The sequence below is a fragment of the Streptomyces sp. NRRL S-340 genome (assembly GCF_000720185.1).
GTDB lineage: Bacteria > Actinomycetota > Actinomycetes > Streptomycetales > Streptomycetaceae > Streptomyces.
The window spans coordinates 12,948-32,588 of sequence record NZ_JOIY01000015.1 but is presented as its reverse complement, the minus strand read 5'-3'; the positions used below and the strand labels follow the sequence as shown (position 1 = coordinate 32,588).

The following is a 19,641-nucleotide window of genomic DNA, read 5'->3' as shown; positions in this document are numbered from 1 at the left end:
ACGCGGGTACGACGTCCCCGTCCCTGTGGTATCTCTCCGAGGAGCCCGCCTTGGTCCGTTCCCGCAGCGCCCGTCCCCGGCGCTATCTCATGTGCCCGCCCGCGCACTTCTCCGTCACCTGCGCCGACAACGCCTGGGCGGATCCGGCCAAGCCGGTCGACGCGGCACTGGCACTGGCCCAGTGGGAGCAGGTGCGCGAGGTGTACCGGTCCCTGGGGCACACCGTGGAGGTGCTGGCTCCCGAGCCGGGGCTGCCGGACATGGTGTTCACGGCGGACGGCGCCCTCGTGGTGGACGGGCGGGTGTTCGGCGCCCGGTTCGCCCACGCGCGGCGGGAGCCGGAGGCCGAGGCGCACCTGCGGTGGTTCGCCGGGAACGGCTTCGCGCACCTGCACGTGCCCGTGCACATCAACGAGGGCGAGGGCGACTTCGCGGTCACCTCCTCCTGGCTGCTGGCCGGGCGGGGCTTTCGCACCAACCCGCTCGCGCACGGCGAGGCGCAGGAGTTCCTGGGCCGTCCGGTGGTCGGCCTGGAACTGGTCGACCCCCGCTTCTACCACCTCGGGCTCGCCCTCGCCGTCCTCGACGACGCGGCGGACGAGGTGGCGTACTACCCGGCGGCCTTCTCCCCCGGCAGCCGGGAGGTGCTGCGCCGGCTCTTCCCCGACGCCCTGGTGGCGAGCGAGGAGGACGCCGCCGTCTTCGGGCTGAACGCCGTGTCCGACGGTCTGCACGTGGTGCTGCCGCAGGCGGCTGCCGGACTGTGCGGGGCGCTGCGGGACCGCGGCTTCACGCCGGTCGGTGTGGACCTGAGCGAACTGCGCAAGGGCGGCGGCGGGGTGAAGTGTTGCTCGCTGGAGCTGCGCGACTGAGAGGGAGCCGGGCGTGCGGGCCGGGGCCGGGCGTCCCGGCCGTTGCCCGCGGGCCCGCGGTGCGGCGGCCCGGCGGTGGGGCGCAGCCGCGCGTGCGGCCGGTGGGCCGCGGTCACGCGTCCGGGCCGCCGGCAGTGCCGTCCGGCGGCCAGGCGTCGCCCCAGTCGGTGTCCCTGGCCGCCTTGTACAGGTCGCCGTGGCGTTTGGTGACCGTACGGCGGCGCAGCTGCTCGTCCGGCTCGCACAGGTCGAGCAGGACCTGCCCCTTGCGGATCTGCGGGCGGCGTACGACGCGGGCGGGCGCGGGCGTGGCGTCGGGCAGGCGGGTGGCGGCGACGTAGCCGAACTTCTCGTCCTCGTAGGCGAGGGAGCCGCCCTTGACCTGGCGGTGCAGCGAGGAGCGGCTGACCCGGGCGGAGAAGTGGCACCAGTCGGTGCCCGGCACGATCGGGCAGGCGGCGCTGTGCGGGCAGGGCGCGGCGATGCGGAAGCCGGCCGCGACGAGCCGGTCACGGGCCTCGATGACGCGGGCGTAGCCGTCGGGGGTGCCCGGCTCGACGACCACGACGGTCCGCGCGGCGCGCGCGGCGGCGTCGACGACGGCCGCCCGGTCCTGGCCGGTCAGTTCGCCGAGGACGTAGGAGACGGTGACGAGGTCGGCCGTGCCGAGGTCGAGTGCCGCGCCGATGCGCGCCCGCTGCCAGCGGGCGGCGCGCAGGTCCGGGTGGGCGGCGGCGATCTCCCGGCCCAGGGCGAGCGCGGGCTCCGCCCAGTCGAGCACGGTCACCGGGCGCTCGCCGGCCCAGGTGGCGGCGACGGCCCAGGTCGCGGCGCCGGTCCCGCCGCCGACGTCGACGTGGTCGGCGGGCGTCCAGCCGGGGACGGTCCGGGCGAACGCCGTCAGTGCCGCGCGTACCGCCTCGAAGGTGGCCGGCATGCGGTACGCGGCGTAGGCGGCCACGTCGGCGCGGTCCCGCAGGATCGGGGCGTCGGTCGGGGTGCTGCCGCGGTAGTTCGCGATCAGCCGCTCCACGGCCCCCGCGGCCTGCCGCGGCGGCAGCCCGTCGAGCAGCCCGGAGAGCGCGGCACGGAGGGTCTCCGACGGAAGTACGACGTCGTTCACCACGCGATTCTCTCAGCCCGCGCGGGGTGCTCGGGCCCCGGCGCCGGGCCCCGGCCCGCGCTCAGGTCCCGCGCACGGCCCGGGCGAGGCGGGTGGCCGCCGCCGCGCGCGGCCGGTTGTCGGGGCGCCGTCTGCGGGGGTGCACGGTGGTGGCCAGCAGCACCAGGAAGGTGTCCGTCGCCGGGTCCAGGACCACCGACGTGCCGGTGAAGCCGGCGTGGCCCGCCGCTCCCCGTCCGGCCAGCTCGCCCATGAACCAGGGCTGGTCCACGGCGAAGCCGAGCCCCGGCGGGGTCAGGAGGAGTTCGACGAAGTCGGGGCCGAGGATGCGGGCGGACCCGTAGGACCCGCCGGCCAGGAGCGCGCGGCAGAAGACCGCGAGGTCGCCCGCCGTGGAGAACAGGCCCGCGTGCCCGGCGACTCCGCCCAGCGCCCACGCGTTCTCGTCGTGCACCTCACCGCGCAGCATCCCCCGGTCCGCCTTGGCCCAGGGCCGCCGCTGGTCCTCGGTGGCCGCCGCGCCGGGGCAGGGACCGAAGCGGGTGTCCGTCATGCCGAGCGGGCGGGTGATCCCCTCGCGGACCAGGTCGTCCAGGGGACGGCCGGTGATGCGCTCCAGGACGTGCTGCAGGAGCAGCAGGTTGAGGTCGGAGTAGGTGTAGGTGCCGGGCACCCCCACGGGCGGCTCGGCGCGCAGCCGCGCGAGCCGGGCGGTGTGGTCGGGGCAGTCGTACAGCGGGATCTCGGGCCGCAGTCCCGAGGTGTGGGTGAGCAGTTGCCGTACGGTGACGCCGTGCGCGGCGGCGGCGTGGAACTCCGGGAGGTACGCCCCCACGCGCGCGTCGACGCCCAGCGTGCCCCGCTCGATCTGCTGCATCGCGGCGACCGCCGTGAACAGCTTGGTGACGGAGGCCAGGTCGAAGGGGGTGGCGACGGTCATGGGGACCCGTGCCCGGGGCGGCAGTTCGACACCGCGGTCGGTGTCGGGGTCGTAGGAGGCGTACCGCACGGCCCAGCCCGCCGCCTCCTCCACGGCGATCACCGGGCCGCGCCCGGCCACCACGACGGCGCCCGCCGCCCAGGGGCGTCTCCCGGCGGTGAGGGCGTGCACCTCGTGGACGAGTTCTCGCAGTTCGGCGGGGTCGAGCCCGGCCTTCCGCGGGCTGTCCCGGCGCAGTCTCGACGCGCTCAGCTCTCCGCTCCCTCTGCTTCCTGTGTCCGCCCTGCTCCCGCTGGGCCGTGCGCCGGATCCGCCGCGGCCGTGTCCCAGGGGCGGCACATTCCCACGAAGCAGCCCAGCGCGACGAGCGCCGCCGCCAGTTGGACGACGGCCATCGGCACGGCGGTGTGCTCCCCGGCGATCCCGACGAGCGGGGAGGCGACCGCGCCGATGAGGAAGGAGGACGTGCCGAGCAGCGCGGAGGCGGAACCGGCGTTGTGCCTGGTGCGCATCAGCGCGAGCGTCTGGGTGTTGGGCATGGTGATGCCCATCGCGGACATCAGCACGAACAGCGCGGCGGCCACCGGCACGAGGCCCACCTGCCCGAAGGTGCCCGCCGCCATCAGCAGCAGGGCGGTCGCCGCCGCGATGACGACGACGAGCCCGGCCCCCAGCACCCGGTCCATGCGGACCCGGCCGACCAGCACCTTGCCGTTGATCTGGCCGACGGTGACCAGGCCGATCGAGTTGAGCCCGAACAGCAGGCTGAACGTCTGCGGCGAGGCGCCGTAGATCTCCTGGATCACGAACGGCGACGCGGACACGTAGGCGAACAGGGAGGCGAAGGCGAAGCCGCCCGCGATCATGTAGCCGGTGAAGACGCGGTCGGCGAGGAGCCGGCGCATGGAGCCCAGTGCCTCGCCGATGCCGCCCTCGTGGCGTTCGGCGGGCGGCAGGGTCTCCGGGAGCCTGGTCCACACCACCGCGCCGAGCAGCGCGCCGACCACGGTGAGGACCACGAACACGCCCCGCCAGTCCGTCACCCGCAGGATCTGCCCGCCGATGAGCGGTGCGACGACCGGCGCGACACCGGAGATCAGCATCAGGGTGGAGAAGAACCGGGCCATGGCCACGCCGTCGTACAGGTCGCGGACGACCGCCCGGGCGATCACTATGCCGGCCGCGCCCGCCAGGCCCTGGGCCAGCCGGAAGGCGACCAGGATCTCGACGTTCGGCGCGAGCGCGCACAGCGCGGTGGCGAGGACGTAGACCGCGAGACCGGCGAGCAGCGGGCGGCGGCGGCCCCACCGGTCGCTCATCGGGCCGACGACGATCTGCCCGAGCGCCATGCCGGCCAGGCAGGCGGTGAGGGTGAGCTGGACGGTCGCGGCGGGCGCGTGCAGGGACCGGGTGACCTCCGGCAGCGAGGGCAGGTACATGTCCATCGCGAGCGGCGGGGTGGCGGTCAGGCTGCCGAGGATCAGCGTCACCAGCAGCCCGGTCCGGCGGGCGGCGCGGTCCGGCGGGGCAGGCGTCGGTGACGGCGGTGGCGGGACGGCCTGCGGCCTCGGCTTCGGTACGGCCGCCTCCCCCGCGGCCGTCCTGTGCGGTGCCGACGCCCCACCCTCGGACATGTGTCCCTCCCTCTCCGGCTGGTCCGCCACCTATGCTCTCAGCTCGTACACCGTGCCGAGGAACGCATGAGCGAGGATGGGGTCCGGTAATGCCTGGAATATCCGGTGAGGCGTCCGCTGGAACGTCCGGCGGGGCGCCGGGCCGAGCGTCCGGCCGGGCGGAAGAGAAGGTGCGCTGGGGCGTCCTCGCCACCGGCGGGATCGCCGCCGCCTTCACCGCGGACCTGGTGGACCTGCCGGACGCCGAGGTCGTGGCGGTGGCCTCCCGCCGTGCGGACTCCGCCGAGGCGTTCGCGGAGCGGTTCGGGATCCCGCGGGCGTACGGCAGTTGGGAGGAACTGGCGCACGACCCCGGCGTCGACGTCGTCTACGTCGCCACTCCGCACGTCGCCCACCGCGCCGCCGCGGGCCTGTGCCTGGAGGCCGGGCGCGGCGTGCTGTGCGAGAAGCCCTTCACGCTGAACCTGCGCGAGGCCGCCGAACTCGTCGCGCTGGCCCGCCGTCACGGGCGCTTCCTGATGGAGGCCATGTGGATGTACTGCAACCCGCTGGTGCGGCGGCTGAAGGCGCTCGTCGACGACGGGGCGATCGGCGAGGTGCGCACCGTGCAGGCCGACTTCGGGCTGGCCGGGCCCTTCCCGCCGGCGCACCGGCTGCGCGACCCGGAACTCGGTGGCGGGGCACTGCTCGACCTCGGTGTCTACCCGGTGTCCTTCGCCCACCTGCTGCTCGGTGAGCCCTCGGACGTCACGGCGAAGGCGGTGCTCTCGCCCGAGGGCGTCGACCTCCAGACCGGCGCGCTGCTCTCCTGGGACGGCGGGGCGCTGGCCCAGGTGCACTGCTCCATCACCGGCGGTACGGGGACGACCGCCTCCGTCACCGGCTCCCGCGGCCGTATCGACGTGCCGTCCGGCTTCTTCCACCCGGAGCGCTTCGTGCTGCACCGCGACGGCCGCGACCCCGAGGAGTTCACGGCGGACCCGGCCGACGGCCCGCGCACCAGCATGCGGCACGAGGCGCTGGAGGTGATGCGCGCGCTGCGGGCGGGCGAGACCGAGTCGCCGGTGGTGCCGCTGGACGGCACGCTCGCGGTGATGCGGACGCTGGACGCGGTGCGGGAGCGGATCGGGGTGCGCTACCCCGGGGAGGCGGCGGACCCCGAGTCCCGGTCCGCACCCGCGCTCGTGTGAGACGCCGGCCGGCCGGAGGTGCCGGCCGGCGCACCCCCTGCTGCGGGCATCCGTATGGCGGACGCGGGATTCCGCATGGCGGACCGGGCTCGTACGCTCCGGTGCCATGACTGACACCCCATCGAAGATCGCCGTGGTGACCGGGGCGGGCTCCGGCATCGGCCGGGCCGTCGCCGTGGAACTGCTCGGCGCGGGCTGGTCCGCGGTCCTGGCGGGCCGGCGCCCGGAGCCCCTGGAGGAGACGGCGGCCCTCACCCCCGGGGCCGTCTCGCTCGCCGTGCCCACGGACGTGGCGCGCCCCGAGGACGTGACCGCGCTGTTCGCCGCGGCCGTGGACCGGTTCGGCCGGGTGGACCTGCTGTTCAACAACGCGGGCACGTTCGGCCCGGGCGGCGTGCCCGTCGAGGACCTGTCGTACGAGGCGTGGCGGCACGTGGTGGACACCAACCTCAACGGGGCGTTCCTGTGCGCGCAGGCGGCGTACCGGCAGATGAAGGAGCAGGACCCGCAGGGCGGCCGGATCATCAACAACGGCTCGGTCTCGGCGCACGCGCCCCGCCCGCACTCTGCGCCGTACACCGCCACCAAGCACGCGCTGACCGGCCTGACCAAGGCCCTTTCCCTGGACGGGCGGCCGTACCGCATCGCGGTCGGGCAGATCGACATCGGCAACGCGGCCACCGACATGACGGCCCGGATGCGGACCGGCGCCCTCCAGGCGAACGGCGAGGTGGCACCGGAGCCGGTGATGGACGTCGCGGACGTGGCGCGCACGGTGCGGCACATGGCGGAACTGCCGCTGGAGGCCAACGTGCAGTTCGCGACGGTGCTGGCGACGACGATGCCCTACGTGGGCCGGGGCTGAGCGCAAGGGGCGCACGCCCGGTGTGCGCGGCAGCCGTTCCACGCGCCGGTGCGCATCCCGCGTCCCGCGCGGGGTCCACCCCCAGCCGGTGCGGTGGAACGGCTGCCGCATCCCCTCCCCTGGATGTGGCCGACGGGGGCGGCGGACGGCCGCGGTGACGGACGCTCGATGCCCCAACTGTGAAGCTCTGGTGAAGGAGATGTCGAGCATATGCCGTCCACCGGCCTGGACGGCACGGAATTGTCGATTCCGGTTGTGCAGATCGCATCTCGGACCCTCGGCGCCGCGACAGCGGTGGCGGCCGATCCCTCACCGTCGGTGACGGCCGCCCGTGTCCGCCGCCCGCGCCGCCGCCCGGCGTCTGCGCACCGCCCACACCCCGCCGGCGAGCAGCGCGGCCGTACCGCCCGCCCCCTCCAGCAGCCGCCAGGCCGAGGGCCCGCCGTCGGCCGCCGGCCCCGCCGCCCCCGCGCCGGAACCCGCCGCCGCCCTGGTGCCGGGCGCGCCGCCGCCCGCCTTCGCGCCGCCCTCGCTCAGCGGTTCGACCAGCGTGCCCACGGCCCGCGCCGAACCGCCCTGCGCGAAGCCCCAGTCGAGCAGGGCGGCGGTCTCCTCGTAGACGGCGTTGCTGCCGGCCCCGGGGTGCATCACGGTGGCGAGCAGGGTGCGGCCACCGCGGACCGCTGCCCCGGTGAAGGTGTTCCCGGCGTGGCTGGTGTAACCGTTCTTCACCCCGATCATCCCCTCGTACGGCTTCAGGCCCCACGCACCGGTCAGCAGGCGGTCGGTGTTCTGGATCTGGAACGTCTTCTTCCCGCCGGCCGGGAAGTCCGCGGTGCGGGTGCCGCAGTAACCGCGGAAGTCGGCGTTGCGCAGCCCGTGCCGGGCGAACAGGGTCAGGTCGTAGGCCGAGGAGATCTGGCCCGGGTGGTCGAACCCGTCCGGGCTGACCACGTGGGTGTCCAGGGCCTGCAGGTCCTCCGCCCTGGCCTGCATCTCGGCGACCGTGCGGGCGACCCCGCCGTTCATGTGCGCGAGCACGTGCACCGCGTCGTTGCCCGAGCGCAGGAACACGCCCTGCCACAACTGCTCGACGGTGTACGTGGTCCCGGCCTGGATGCCGACGAGGCTGGAACCCGCGGGGATGTCGGCCAGTTCGGCGGCGGTGACGGTGTGCCGCTCGGTGCGGTCGAACTTCTTCAGCACGGTGTCCGCGAAGAGCATCTTCAGCGTGGACGCGGGTGCGAGACGCTGGTGGGCGCGGTAGGAGGCCAGTACCTCGCCGGTCGCCCAGTCGGCGACGAGCCAGGCGCGGGCGGAGAGTCTGCCGGGCAGGCCGCTCACCCCCCGGACCTGCACCCCGGCACGGGCCAGCCGCTCGCCGCCGATGACGGTGACGGGCGCGGCGGGGGCCGCGGGCACGGCAGGAGTGCCAGGGGCGGCGGCCGAGGCCCGGCCGCCCGCCGCCACGGCCACCGGGGCCGCGGCGGCCAGGGCGGCGAGCAGGGACCGCCGGGACGGCGCGGACACCGGAAGCGGCGGGGCGGACGGGGAGGCGGGCCGGAAAGAGCGGGGGGACGGAGAGGAATCGCGCACCCCGGGACCGTACAAAGGGAGAGCGGGCCGGTGCACGACGGGTCTTCAAAGGCTGATCAAAAGATCACCGAAGGAGGGATGTCGTGTCACTCGTGTCGCTCACCCGGTCGCACGCCGCACACCGCTCCCTCACGCTTCCCCCGCGCGCTCCCCCCGCACGCCGTTCTCCGCTGCCGCGCCCCCCCGCCCCCCTTCACCACCCCGGCGCGCCGTCTCGCACACGCCGCTTTCCGCACGCCCCTTCCGTAAGCCCTCTTCCCGCTGCCCGGGGCGTGGCGGCCTCATCTTCCGAGAAGTCGTTCCACCTCCGCGAGCTGCTCCGCGGTGAGCGGGCCCTTCGCGAGGGCGCCCGCGTTGTCCTCGGCCTGGGCAACCGAGCGGAAGCCCGGGATCGGCACGGTCCGCGGGCTGCGCGCCCAGAGCCAGGCGAGGGCGCCCTGGGCGAGCGTACGGCCGCCGCTGGTCAGCACCTCCCGCACCGCCTCCACCCGCGCCAGCCACGCCGGATCGGCGCCCGCACCGGCCCGGAAGCCGGGCAGCCAGGCGGGCGGGCGGCTGCGGATGTCCCCCGCCTCCAGGGGCGCTTGGCCGGTGTGCTTGCCCGTGAGCAGACCCATGGCGAGCGGACTGCGGTCGACGCTCGCCAGCCCCGCCTCCTCACAGAGTGCGAGCACCGCGGGCGCGTCCTGGAGCACGTTGAGCGCGTGCTGGACGGCCGTGCAGTGCGGCCCCTGGGCGAAGAGAGCGGCGCGGCCGGGGTCGTCGGTGCTCCAGGCGTACGCGCGGATCAGCCCCTCGCGCACGAACTCCTCGCAGGCGTCGCGGAGTTCGGCGGCGGCGTCGGGGTCGGCGTCGGAGATGTGCAACTGGTAGAGGTCGATGTGATCGGTGCCCAGCCGGGCGAGGGAGGCGGTGAGCGCACGCCGGGCGTACGCCGGGGTGGCGTCCTGGCCGTCCGCGGTCCGGGTCCGTTCGTCGAAGAGGTTGCCCCACTTGGTCGCGACGACGACCTCGTCCCGGCGCCGGCCGAGGGCCCGCCCGAGCAGCCGCTCGCTGTGCCCGCAGCCGTAGGCGTCGGCGGTGTCGAAGAAGGTGACCCCGAGGTCGAGGGCCCGGTGGATCGCCCGCACGGACTCGTCGTCGTCGACCTTCCCCCAGCCGAGGGGCTGTCCGTCCGGGGTCTGCCACTCCCCGCCGACGGCCCAGCAGCCGAACCCGAGCGCGCTGACCTCGATGCCGCTGCGGCCGAGCGTCCTGGTACCGGTGAAGGCGGTGGACTCCGCGGAGCCGGGGGCCCCGGGAGCGCCGGGGGCAGCCGAGGCGGCGGACCCTGCGGAAGAAGAGGCGGTGGTCCCCGTGGAGGGGAAATCGGTGCTGCTGGTGTTCTCCATGCCCGGGGACGTTAGGAGTTGAAGCGCACCCGAAGGCAAGGCTTGCGCGCGGTGTCCGCTCCCGGCCGGTCAGGCCTGCCCGGTCTCGAACCGCGAGATCCGCCCGTCGTCGGTGACGGTGAAGGACCACCGGGTGCGCATCTCGCCCCAGGTGTCGTTGCGGTAGCGGGCGAGAAAGGCGCGGCCGCCGCGGGACTCGTTGTCGACCTCCAGGTGGCCGTGCGTGGAGAAGATCTCCCGCTCGATCCACTCGGCGAGATCGCGGTCGCGGCCGTCGTCCGACATGGTGGCGCCGGGCGCGAGGAGGTGCAGGAACCCCTCGCGGTCATGGGCGTTGACGGCGGTGACGAAGGCGCGGACGGCCGGGTCGCTGAGCTTGGCGGTCTGAATCGTCATGTCGGCCAGCGTCACACCGCTCACGGCACCCTGCCACCCGAACGGCACGCAGGACGCGCCGGCGGGCCCGGCCGGTGGCAGGGTGTTCACCGGTGTTGCCGGTTCTCCCGAGGAGTCGCCGTGACCTGTTACGACCGCCGTGATCTCGGTCTGCTGCTGCTCCGGCTGGGGACCGGCGGCGTCCTGGCCGCGCACGGCGCGCAGAAACTGCTGGGCTGGTTCGGCGGGGCCGGCCTGGAGGGCACCGGCCGGTTCATGGAGTCCGTCGGCTACCGCCCGGGCAAGGCGAGCGCCATGGCGGCGGGAGTGGCGGAGACGGGCGGCGGTCTCCTGCTGGCGCTGGGCCTGGCCACCCCGGCGGCGGGCTCGGCCGCGGCCGGTGCGATGGCGGGCGCCGCGGCGGTGCACGCCCCGAGCGGCTTCTTCGCCCAGGGCGGCGGCTACGAGTACGCCGCCTCGCTGGGCCTCACCGCCACCGGCCTCGCGATCACCGGTCCCGGCCGGCTCTCCCTGGACCACGCCCTCGGCCACGCGGTCAACCGCGGCTGGATGGTGCCCGCCGCCATCGCGGCGACGGCCGCGGGCACGGCGGTGGTCCTGGGCGTCCGCGCCCGGCACCTGCGCCGGGAGAAGGAGGGCCGGCAGGAGGCCCTGTTCGAGGGCGAGGGCTAGCCGCCGCGGTTCTTCCCTTGGGCCACCTGCAGGTTCTTCCCGTACTGGGGCCACCTGCACCGGGACCGCCGTACCGGGCCGTCCGTGCGGGCCGTCCGTGCGGGCCGTCCGTGCCGGATCGTCCGTGCGGGGACGTCCGGTCCGGGCCTGTCCGCTCCGGGCCTGGTGTGCCGGGACTGCGCGCGCCGGGAGCGTCCGTTGCAGGACCGTCCGTTGCGGGACCATCCGGTCCCGGACCGTGGGATGCTGCGCCCATGACCGACCCGGATCACCCCGCCGCCGAGCCCTGGGCGACCATCGACGCCCTGTCGGCCTGGCTCGACGGCCACCGCCCGCACGGCTCCCGCGAGACGCTCCTCGTGCGCATGCTGAAACTCTCCGAGGAGGTCGGCGAGGCCGCCCAGGCGGTCATCGGCGCGACCGGCCAGAACCCGCGCAAGGGCACCACGCACACCTGGCAGGACGTCGAGGCGGAACTGTGCGACGTGGTGATCACGGCCATGGTGGCCCTGCGCACCCTCACCCCGGACGCCGGTGAGGTCTTCGCCCACCACCTGGCGAGGGTCAGGGAACGGTCCCTGGGCCCGGCCGGACCGACGGAGGCGAGGGCAGGGGAACGGGACGCCGGGACGGGGCCTCCCCGGACGAGTTCGAGGCCGTAGGCCTGGAACGCCGCCGGAGCGACGAGGCATGATCACGCCCCGAACTCCCTGAGCCGGAGCCCGAGTCCCGCCGGAGCCGAGTGCGCCCTCGGCGCGAGCCTCGTCGCACCGCTCCCTGGGGCGGCGACGGCCGGCAGGGCCCACGAGCGTGAGGGGCAGACGAGTCGGGCTGTACGCCGGGTTCTGTACCGGGGGTCCTCGCGGGCCCTCCGGTGACGGCCATCCATCTAGGGCCGGCGTTGCCGCCGGCCTCGTGCGGTCTACCCGCGGACTCGGGCGGGCAGCCCTCGAACGTCCGCGCAGAGCGCTTTTCAGGGCGCTCCTCTTGACCTTGCTCCGGGTGGGGTTTACCTAGCTGCCCAAGTCACCTTGGGCACTGGTGGTCTCTTACACCACCGTTTCACCCTTACCGGGCGCCGAAGCGTCCGGCGGTCTGCTTTCTGTGGCACTGTCCCGCGGGTCACCCCGGGTGGCCGTTAGCCATCACCCTGCCCTGTGGAGCCCGGACGTTCCTCGGGAGGTTCCCTGACGGGAACTTCACGCGGCCGTCCGCCCGGCTCGTCTGCCGTGCCGACCATGATACCGGGCGCGACGGGGGCCGGTCGCCGCTCCGCCGGCCGTGGCGCCGGAACAGTGGTCAGACGGCCCTGCCTGCGCGCTCGACCTCGTCGCGACGTCAACGTCTGTAACGTCTGTCCGGCGGGAGACGTGCACACCGGAGTCACGGCGGGCCGAGGGCGAACGCGGCCTCGCGGTGAACGGGCAGACCACCCTCACCCTCGGACTCACCGAGCCCGTGGCGCACACCACGTTCCTCGGCCGCCGGCGCCCGGTCCGCGTCGCCCGCTTCCACGCCGACGGACCGGCTGGTGGCCGCCCTCGGCCGGGGCCGACGGCCCCCCGGACGCCCGCGCCCGAAGGCGCCGCGCGCTGCCCGTACGCTGGCCGGGAGCCCTACCCGAAGGAGAACCCGTGCTCGTCCTGCTGCCGCCCTCCGAAGGCAAGGCCGCCTCCGGCCGGGGCGCCCCGCTGCGCCTGGAGTCGCTGTCGCTGCCCGGGCTGACCGAGGCCCGGACGGCCGTGCTCGACGAGCTGGTCGGCCTGTGCTCCGGTGACCTCGACCCCGCGCAGAACGACAAGGCGCGCGAGGTGCTCGGACTGAGCGAGGGGCTGCGCGGCGAGGTCGCCAAGAACGCCGGACTGCGCACGGCGGGGACCCGGCCCGCCGGGGAGATCTACACCGGCGTGCTCTACGACGCCCTCGGCCTGGCCTCCCTCGACACCGCGGCCAAGCGGCGCGCGGCCCGCTCGCTGCTGGTCTTCTCGGGGCTGTGGGGCGCGGTCCGGGTGACCGACCGGATCCCCTCCTACCGCTGCTCGATGGGGGTGAAGCTGCCCGGGCTCGGCGCGCTGGGCGCGCACTGGCGCGCGCCGATGGCCTCGGTACTGCCCGAGGCGGCCGGGAGCGGGCTGGTGCTCGACCTGCGCTCCGCCGCGTACGCCGCCGCGTGGAAGCCGAAGGGCGAGGTCGCGGAGCGGACGGCGACCGTACGGGTGCTGCACGCGCCCACCCGGAAGGTCGTCAGCCACTTCAACAAGGCCACCAAGGGCCGGATCGTCCGGAGCCTGCTGTCCGCCGGAGCCGTCCCGCAGGGTCCCGGCGAGCTGGTGGAGGCGCTGCGCGACCTCGGGTACGAGGTGGAGGCGCAGGCTCCCACGGCGGCGGGACGGCCCTGGTCGCTGGACGTGCTGGTGACCGAGGTGCACTGACGCCCCTCGGAGGACCTGCCCGTCCCCGGCCGTCCCGCCGTCGCCTGGCCCGGCGGCAGAACCCCGGGCCCTGCGGAAGCCTCCAGGCACCGACGGGCCACCCCTCACCTGGCGTTGCAACATGCGCAACGGGCTTTGCGCATGTTGTTCGGTCCCGGCAGGATGGCGCCATGCCCGCATCTCTGCCTGCCTCCGTACTGGACCTCGCCCCCGTTCTGCCCGTCGTCGTGCTGGACGACGCCGCCGACGCGGTACCCCTCGCCCGGGCGCTGGTCGGCGGGGGGCTGCCCGCGATCGAGGTGACCCTGCGGACACCGGCCGCGCTGGACGGCATCCGGGCCATGGCCGCCGAGGTGCCGGACGCGGTGGTCGGCGCCGGTACGGTCGTCACGCCCGCGCAGGTGACCCGGTGCGCGGACGCGGGCGCGCGCTTCCTGGTCAGCCCCGGGTGGACGGACACCCTGCTGTCGGCCATGGCCGCGTCCGGGCTGCCGTACCTGCCCGGGGTGTCGACCGCCTCGGAGGTCGTGGCACTGCTGGAGCGCGGTGTGCGCGAGATGAAATTCTTCCCGGCCCAGGCGGCGGGCGGCACGGCCTACCTCAAGTCGCTGGCCGGTCCGCTCCCCGGGGCGCGGTTCTGCCCGACCGGGGGCATCGGTCCCGGCACGGCTCCCGACTACCTCGCGCTGCCCAACGTCGGCTGCGTGGGCGGCAGCTGGATGGTCCCGGCGGACGCGCTCGCCGACCGCGACTGGGCCCGGATCGAACGACTGGCCCGCGAGGCGGCCCGGCTCAGCGCAGGTGGGACGTGTCGTTGAAGAGCCGGACGCTCGCGTTGCCGTCCGCGTAGTACGCCACCGCCGACAGCGAGGCCGCCGAGAGTTCCATGCGGAACAGGGACTCCGGCGGGGCGCCGAGGGCCAGGCGTACGAACGTCTTGATCGGCGTCACATGGGTGACGACCAGGACGGTGCGGCCGGCGTGCGCCGCGACCAGGCGGTCGCGGGCCGCTGCGATCCGGACGGCGGTCGTCGCGAAGCTCTCGCCGCCGCCGGTCGGTTCGGCGTCCGGCGAGGCCAGCCAAGCGTTCAGGTCCTCGGGGTGGCGTTCGCGCACCTCGCCGAAGGTGAGCCCCTCCCAGGCCCCGAAGTCGGTCTCGCGCAGCCCGTCGTCGACCGTCACCGGCAGGCCGAGGCGGGCGGCGACGATCGCCGCCGTCTCGCGGGTACGGGCCAGCGGGGAGGAGACGACGGCCTGGACCGTGCCGCGCCGGGCGAGCGCGACCGCCGCCTTCTCCGCCTGCTCGCGGCCGATGGCGGAGAGCGACGGATCGCTGCCGCCGCTTCCGGAGAACCGCTTCTGCGGGGTCAGCGGGGTCTCCCCGTGCCGCAGCAGCACGAGCGTGGCGGGCGCCCCGAGGTCGGCCGGTGCCCACCCGGGCGCGGCGACGGGCCGGGCGGCCCCCGCACCGGCGACCGCCCGAGCGGCCCGCACGTCCGCGGCAGCCTTCGCGGCGGCGCCGGCGGTGGTCTGCGCGTCGGCGGCGGCAGGGGGCTGGGCAGCGTGAGCGACGGTACGGGACTGCGCACCGCCGGCGGCAGCCGCCCGCGGGTCGGCGGCGGCGCCGGAGGAGGTCGGCCCGGAGGAGGTCGGCCCGGAGGGGGCCGTTCCGGAGGGGGCCGTAGCGGATCCGGCCGGTCCGGTGGGCGTGCCCGGTGCCTCGGCGCCGTGCGCTACGGCGGCCCCTGCGGTGGCGGACGGGTGCGTCGTGGGCGCGTTCCCGGTGGCGGTGGGCGCCTCGGTTCCGGGTGCGCCGGCGTCCGGTTCCGCCGTCGACGGTGACGCCGGCGGCGACCACTGCTCGCCCCGGGCGCCCGCGTCCATCGCCTCGTTGGCGAGGCGGTCGGCGTGCTTGTTGCGCTCGCGCGGGATCCACTCGTAGCCGACCCGCCCGGCCGGGAACACCCGGGCCGCCTCGGTGGCGAGCGGACGCAGGTCCGGGTGCTTGATCTGCCAGCGGCCGGACATCTGCTCGACGACGAGCTTGGAGTCCATGCGCACGTGCACCGTCGCCGCCGGGTCCAGGGCGTGCGCGGCCCGCAGGCCGGCCAGCAGGCCCCGGTACTCGGCGACGTTGTTGGTGGCGGTGCCCAGGTACTCGGCGGTCTCCGCCAGCACCTGGCCCGTCGCCGCGTCGAGCACCACCGCGCCGTAGCCGGCGGGCCCGGGGTTGCCCCGCGACCCGCCGTCGGCCTCCACGACGAACTCCCGCACGCCCGACTCCGGCACGTCCGACTCCGGCACGTCCGACTCCCGCACCTCAGCGGCCCCTTGCGCGTCTAGAGACCGGACTCGGCGGTGCGCACCAGGATGCGGCGGCAGTTCTCGCAGCGGACGACCGTGTCCGGGGCGGCGGCGCGGACCTCGTTCAGCTCCGTGATGGCCAGCTCCTGGCGGCAGCCCTGGCAGGTGCGCTGGTACAGCTTGGCCGCGCCGATGCCGCCCTGCTGCTCGCGCAGCTTGTCGTAGAGCTTCAGCAGGTCCGCCGGGACGGAGGCGGCGACGACCTCGCGCTCCTTCGCCACGGTGGCGGCCTCGCCGTCCAGCTCCTCGAAGGCCGCGTCGCGGCGGGCGACGGCGTCGTCAGCCTTCGCCTGGACGGAACCGACGCGCTCGGTCAGCTCGGCGACGCGCTCCTGCGCGGACTCGCGGCGCTCCATGACCTCCAGGACGACGTCCTCCAGGTCGCCCTGGCGCTTGGCGAGCGAGGCGATCTCGTGCTGGAGGCCGGCGAGGTCCTTGGGCGAGGTGACCGCACCGGAGTCCAGGCGCTGCTGGTCGCGGGCGGCGCGGGTGCGCACCTGGTCCACGTCCTGCTCGGCCTTGGTCTGCTCGCGGGCGCAGTCGCTCTCCTCCGTCTGCGCGGCCACGAGCAGGTCGCGCAGCTGCGTGAGGTCCTTGGTCAGCGACTCGATCTCGGCGTGCTCGGGCAGCGACTTCCGCTTGTGCGCGAGCTGCTGCAGGCGGACGTCGAGGGCCTGGACGTCGAGGAGTCGGATCTGGTCGGCGGGCGCGGCGTTCAGTTGGGGGCTCCCATGGGTTCGTCGGTGGTGATGGACGCCGCGTGGGCGGTCCAGGGGTCGGTGACCGTCTTGGAGACGTGGACGCGCAGGCCCCATCCGTGCCGGTCGGAGATCTCGTCGAGCTGGGCTGCGGCCAGCTCGCACCAGGGCCACTCGGTGGCCCAGTGCGCCGCGTCGAGCAGCGCGAGAGGACTGTGGGCGCGGGCCTCCGAGGCCGGGTGGTGGCGCAGGTCCGCGGTGAGGAAGGCGTCCGCGCCCGCCGCCCGTACGTGGTCGAAGAGGCTGTCGCCGGAGCCGCCGCTGACGGCGACCGTGCGGACGACCGCGTCGGGGTCGCCGGCGACGCGGATGCCCTGCGCGGTCGCGGGCAGCCGCTCGGCGGCGCGGGCGGCCAGCTCGCGCACGGTCAGCGGGTGGTCGAGTTCGCAGACGCGGCCGAGACCCCGGCGGCCCTCCGGGTCGCTCGGGTCCGGGACGAGGGGCCGTACGACCCTGAGGTCCAGCGCTCCGGCGAGCGCGTCGCTGACGCCCGGGTCGGCGGTGTCCGCGTTGGTGTGGGCGACGTGCAGGGCGATGTCGTTCTTGATGAGGGTGTGCACGACCCGGCCCTTGAAGGTGGAGGCCGCCACGGTCGTCGTACCGCGCAGGTAGAGCGGGTGGTGGGTGACGAGCAGGTCGGCGCCCAGCTTCACCGCCTCGTCGACGATCTCCTGGACCGGGTCGACGGCGAACAGGACCCGGCCGACCTCCTGGCCGGGGTCGCCCGCGACGGTGCCGACCGCGTCCCAGGACTCGGCCCGCTCGGGGGGCCACAGGGTCTCCAGCGCGGTGATGACTTCAGACAGACGGGGCACGGGTGCAAGGCTACCTGGGTGTTCGGCGCGGCTGAACCGGCGCCGCCCGCCCCGGAGGGGCCCACCCCGCCCCGGGGACCCTGCCGGGGTCCCGCCCGGGTCCCGGTCCAGGAGGGGACGCCTCGCGCCACCCGGGTCGCGCCCGGGTCTCCGCCGGGTCAGGTCCCGGACTCGCCCGGGTCCGGCCCGGGGCCACCCGGGTTCGGTGCGGGGCCGGGACGGGGTCGGCCCGGAGCCGGAGCCGGGATGGGAGCCGGAACCGGAACTGGACCGGACCGGACCGGGGATCGCAGCCGGAACCGGACCGGAGCCGGAGCCGGAGCGAACCGGAGCCGGCATCGGAACCGGGACCGGAGCCGGGATCGGTCGCACAGAGGTTTCGTACTTCTCCAGCACAAACGTTCCGCTTTTCTCAGGCGAATCGTTCCTTGGCCACCCGTATGTGTGAAGCGCCCGCCCGCCGGTCCTCCGTCTGTGCGTACGAAAACTAGCGTCCTCACAGGAGGTGACCGAGCGATGACAGTCTGTGCCTCTCCGGGGCTCTCGGCAGCACACGAACAGGAGGGCGCCCCGCCGCCGTCGGCGGTCGGCGCGGACGGCGCGAGACCCGCGGCGGCCTGCGCGATCACGGCGGACGGCGCCTACGCCGCACGGCTCGCCCGCAGCGGCGACTCCTGGTACCCGGAGCGCTGGACGCTGGACGGCCCCGAGCCGTACGCCGTGCCGCTGCCGGCCGACCAGCCCGAGGAACCGGGCACCGAGGTGCAGCCGATGGGCGACGGCCGGGTCCTCATCCGGCGCCTGGTGGCGGGCCGCCACACCTTCTCCCTGCTGTACCCGACCGGCCCCGCCACCGGCGAACTGCCCCTGGGCGCGGTCGAGTGCCCGGAGCACACCGGGATGCGGCTGCTGCCCTGCGCTCCCGGCGGCGAGCGGGCGTACGCGCTCGCGGCGGGGCCGCGGTCCTCGGCGGTGTGGCTGGTGGCCGGCGGCGCCTTCGGGCCCGAGATGGTGGCCGAGGTGCCGGGCCACTGCTCGGGCGGGGTCTGGCTGGACCGGGCCGGGCGGATGCTCGCCCTGGACCGGCGGGCGGCCGGGCGCACCAAGGCGGTCGTGGTCGACCTGGGTGGCGGCGGCGAGGTGACCCCGCTGCTCCAGCTCGCCCCGCACAGCGACGACCGGCTGCTGCTGGCCGACCCCGACAGCGGACTGCTGCTGATCCGCTCGGACGCGCCCTCCCCCGGGCGGTACCGGCTGGGCTGGGGCGTGCTCGGCAGCACCCTGCCGGTGCGGTTCCCTCAGTGCCTGCGGGTGCCCGACTGCGCGGTGACGCCGTTCGCGATCCAGCCGGGACAGGTGCTGACCCCGGAGCACTGCGCGGTGGCGCTGCGCTGCGACGGACCGTTCGGCAGCTGGGTCGGGGTGTGGCGGCCCGCGGAGCGGCGGGTGCGGCATGTCCCCGCGCCCGAGGGGTGGCTGGCCGGCGCCGGGGTGTGGACGGCCGAGGGCACGCTGCGGCTGCCGTTCAGCACGGCCGCGGTGCCGTGCGGGGTGGCGCGCTGGACCGCGCCGGGAAGTCAGGCGCCGGACGCGTGGACGGCTCTTCCCCCGGCCCTTGCGCCCGGGGTGCCGTCCGGTGCTCCGGCGACCGGGCCCACGGGCCTCGCCCCCCTTCCGGCGCCGCTTCCGGTGCCGCTCCCGGCGGCTCGCCGGCCGTCCCCGGTGATCCGGGGGGCACGGTGGGTGCCGGTGCACCGGACGTCGGCCCTCCCGGCCCCGATGCCGCCGGACCCGGCGTCCTCGAACCCGTCGCTCCCGGCCCCCGCGGGCGCGCCGGACGACGAGCCGCGGGACGGTTCACACGGCGCCGCGAGCCCGCAGGTCCCCGACGCACGGACTCCGGGCACGGGGACCGCGCACGCACAGGCCCCGGGCGCACACACCCGGGCCACACAGATCCCGCCCGCACAGGCACCGGACACACCCGTCCCGCACGACGGGAGCGCGCACCCGCAGAGTCCGGTTCCGGAGGCGGCGGATCCGCGGGCCGCCGGCCCGCTCCCCCCGGCCGCGGCCCCCGCCGCCGGCCCCCTCCCGCCGCTCATCGAGCCCCGCCCACTCCCGGAACAGGAACCTCCGTCACCCGTCGTTCCCCGGCCCGTAACCCTGCAACAGGCCGCGCTCACAGGGCGGATGACAGGGCGGGTCACGGGGCGCATGGCGGCCAGGTAACGAAGTCGTGCCGGTTGGCGCGTCCGCCTGGATTTCGCCCGAGGTGTGCCGGTTAAACTCGCCCGGCTGTACGAAAGATGATGTTGACGGGGTGAGTTCTTTCCGATGAGCGACGCCAGCAAGACCCAGCCGCTTACGACCGATGTCCAGGAGGCGGAGGGCCACGGCAAGCACCGCGGCCCGGTCTCCTCCCGAGACGGCGAGACGGCCCCCAGCGGCCGGCACCGCAAGACGGGCGACGGGCAGACCGACATGGCGGCCTGACGGCACGGAGAGCGAGACGCGGCCCCGTCCTCCCCGGAGGACGGGGCCGTTCCGCGTCCCGGCCCGGCGCACCGGGGACACGATGCCTCCGGCCCGG

At 75.5% G+C, this 19,641-nt stretch carries 18 protein-coding genes and 1 other RNA gene; 9 read left to right on the top strand and 10 right to left on the bottom strand.

The genetic code is table 11. The features are described from left to right. The first annotated feature begins 50 nt into the window (after nt 1-50). Nucleotides 51-872: a dimethylargininase gene (gene ddaH / locus IG64_RS14255; protein WP_420709927.1), complete on the top strand. Its 822-nt coding sequence runs from the start codon at nt 51-53 to the stop codon at nt 870-872. Between the two features lie 112 nt (nt 873-984). On the opposite strand, the gene IG64_RS14250 is transcribed toward ddaH, so the two are convergent. From IG64_RS14250 to IG64_RS14240, 3 genes are all read right to left on the bottom strand, one after another. Further along, nucleotides 985-1,995: a small ribosomal subunit Rsm22 family protein gene (locus IG64_RS14250; RefSeq protein ID WP_037855925.1), complete on the bottom strand. Its 1,011-nt coding sequence runs from the start codon at nt 1,993-1,995 to the stop codon at nt 985-987. Between the two features lie 61 nt (nt 1,996-2,056). Next, nucleotides 2,057-3,187: a serine hydrolase domain-containing protein gene (locus tag IG64_RS14245; RefSeq protein WP_078884009.1), complete on the bottom strand. Its 1,131-nt coding sequence runs from the start codon at nt 3,185-3,187 to the stop codon at nt 2,057-2,059. Further along, nucleotides 3,184-4,569, bottom strand: coding sequence for a multidrug effflux MFS transporter (locus tag IG64_RS14240; RefSeq protein ID WP_051812905.1), 1,386 nt, complete (start codon nt 4,567-4,569; stop codon nt 3,184-3,186). The genes IG64_RS14245 and IG64_RS14240 overlap by 4 nt, the downstream gene beginning before the upstream one ends. 89 nt (nt 4,570-4,658) lie before the next feature. Between IG64_RS14240 and IG64_RS14235 the strand changes: the two genes are divergently transcribed. Together IG64_RS14235 and IG64_RS14230 are read left to right on the top strand one after the other, a co-directional pair. Then, nucleotides 4,659-5,759: a Gfo/Idh/MocA family protein gene (locus tag IG64_RS14235; protein WP_078883997.1), complete on the top strand. Its 1,101-nt coding sequence runs from the start codon at nt 4,659-4,661 to the stop codon at nt 5,757-5,759. Between the two features lie 106 nt (nt 5,760-5,865). Then, a complete protein-coding gene (locus tag IG64_RS14230; RefSeq protein WP_037855705.1) occupies nt 5,866-6,624 on the top strand; it encodes an SDR family oxidoreductase in 759 nt (252 codons plus the stop codon). Nucleotides 6,625-6,933: 309 nt separating this feature from the next. Here the strand turns inward: IG64_RS14230 and IG64_RS14225 are convergent, their stop codons facing one another. The 3 genes from IG64_RS14225 to IG64_RS14215 all read right to left on the bottom strand — a co-directional run bounded on the left by IG64_RS14225 (nt 6,934) and on the right by IG64_RS14215 (nt 10,007). After that, nucleotides 6,934-8,130: a D-alanyl-D-alanine carboxypeptidase family protein gene (locus IG64_RS14225; RefSeq protein WP_420709930.1), complete on the bottom strand. Its 1,197-nt coding sequence runs from the start codon at nt 8,128-8,130 to the stop codon at nt 6,934-6,936. Nucleotides 8,131-8,501: 371 nt separating this feature from the next. After that, nucleotides 8,502-9,611 carry an aldo/keto reductase gene (locus tag IG64_RS14220; protein ID WP_078883995.1) on the bottom strand — a complete coding sequence of 370 codons (1,110 nt, stop codon included), beginning with the start codon at nt 9,609-9,611 and terminating at the stop codon, nt 8,502-8,504. Nucleotides 9,612-9,680: 69 nt separating this feature from the next. Beyond that, nucleotides 9,681-10,007 carry a hypothetical protein gene (locus IG64_RS14215; protein ID WP_037855918.1) on the bottom strand — a complete coding sequence of 109 codons (327 nt, stop codon included), beginning with the start codon at nt 10,005-10,007 and terminating at the stop codon, nt 9,681-9,683. Between the two features lie 120 nt (nt 10,008-10,127). Here IG64_RS14215 and IG64_RS14210 point away from each other — a divergent pair, with 120 nt between their 5' ends. Together IG64_RS14210 and IG64_RS14205 are read left to right on the top strand one after the other, a co-directional pair. After that, entirely contained in the window at nt 10,128-10,679 is a 552-nt protein-coding gene (locus IG64_RS14210; RefSeq protein WP_037855704.1) for a DoxX family membrane protein, read from the top strand. Between the two features lie 254 nt (nt 10,680-10,933). Next, nucleotides 10,934-11,341 carry a MazG-like family protein gene (locus IG64_RS14205; protein WP_051812903.1) on the top strand — a complete coding sequence of 136 codons (408 nt, stop codon included), beginning with the start codon at nt 10,934-10,936 and terminating at the stop codon, nt 11,339-11,341. Between the two features lie 156 nt (nt 11,342-11,497). On the opposite strand, the gene rnpB is transcribed toward IG64_RS14205, so the two are convergent. Next, nucleotides 11,498-11,902, bottom strand: an RNA gene (gene rnpB, locus IG64_RS37620) — RNase P RNA component class A. Nucleotides 11,903-12,313: 411 nt separating this feature from the next. On the opposite strand from rnpB, the gene yaaA reads away from it, so the two are divergent. Beyond that, nucleotides 12,314-13,111, top strand: coding sequence for a peroxide stress protein YaaA (yaaA, locus tag IG64_RS14200; protein WP_037855702.1), 798 nt, complete (start codon nt 12,314-12,316; stop codon nt 13,109-13,111). 170 nt (nt 13,112-13,281) lie between these two features. After that, on the top strand, nt 13,282-13,929 hold the full coding sequence (locus tag IG64_RS14195; RefSeq protein ID WP_037855701.1) for a bifunctional 4-hydroxy-2-oxoglutarate aldolase/2-dehydro-3-deoxy-phosphogluconate aldolase: 648 nt from the start codon (nt 13,282-13,284) through the stop codon (nt 13,927-13,929). Here IG64_RS14195 and IG64_RS14190 read toward each other — a convergent pair. The 3 genes from IG64_RS14190 to IG64_RS14180 all read right to left on the bottom strand — a co-directional run bounded on the left by IG64_RS14190 (nt 13,904) and on the right by IG64_RS14180 (nt 17,048). Next, nucleotides 13,904-15,385 carry a bifunctional RNase H/acid phosphatase gene (locus IG64_RS14190; protein ID WP_037855912.1) on the bottom strand — a complete coding sequence of 494 codons (1,482 nt, stop codon included), beginning with the start codon at nt 15,383-15,385 and terminating at the stop codon, nt 13,904-13,906. The genes IG64_RS14195 and IG64_RS14190 overlap by 26 nt on opposite strands. Nucleotides 15,386-15,450: 65 nt before the next feature. Beyond that, on the bottom strand, nt 15,451-16,194 hold the full coding sequence (locus IG64_RS14185) for a zinc ribbon domain-containing protein (protein ID WP_199811593.1): 744 nt from the start codon (nt 16,192-16,194) through the stop codon (nt 15,451-15,453). Continuing rightward, nucleotides 16,191-17,048, bottom strand: coding sequence for a Nif3-like dinuclear metal center hexameric protein (locus IG64_RS14180; protein WP_037855698.1), 858 nt, complete (start codon nt 17,046-17,048; stop codon nt 16,191-16,193). Before IG64_RS14180 ends, IG64_RS14185 begins: the two co-directional genes overlap by 4 nt. A gap of 516 nt (nt 17,049-17,564) precedes the next feature. Here IG64_RS14180 and IG64_RS43255 point away from each other — a divergent pair. Next, the gene (locus IG64_RS43255; RefSeq protein WP_037855696.1) at nt 17,565-19,280 is read left to right on the top strand and encodes a hypothetical protein; all 1,716 of its coding nucleotides are present in this window, start codon (nt 17,565-17,567) and stop codon (nt 19,278-19,280) included. 105 nt (nt 19,281-19,385) lie between these two features. Continuing rightward, nucleotides 19,386-19,544, top strand: coding sequence for a hypothetical protein (locus tag IG64_RS41580; protein ID WP_199811587.1), 159 nt, complete (start codon nt 19,386-19,388; stop codon nt 19,542-19,544). Nucleotides 19,545-19,641 lie beyond the last annotated feature (97 nt).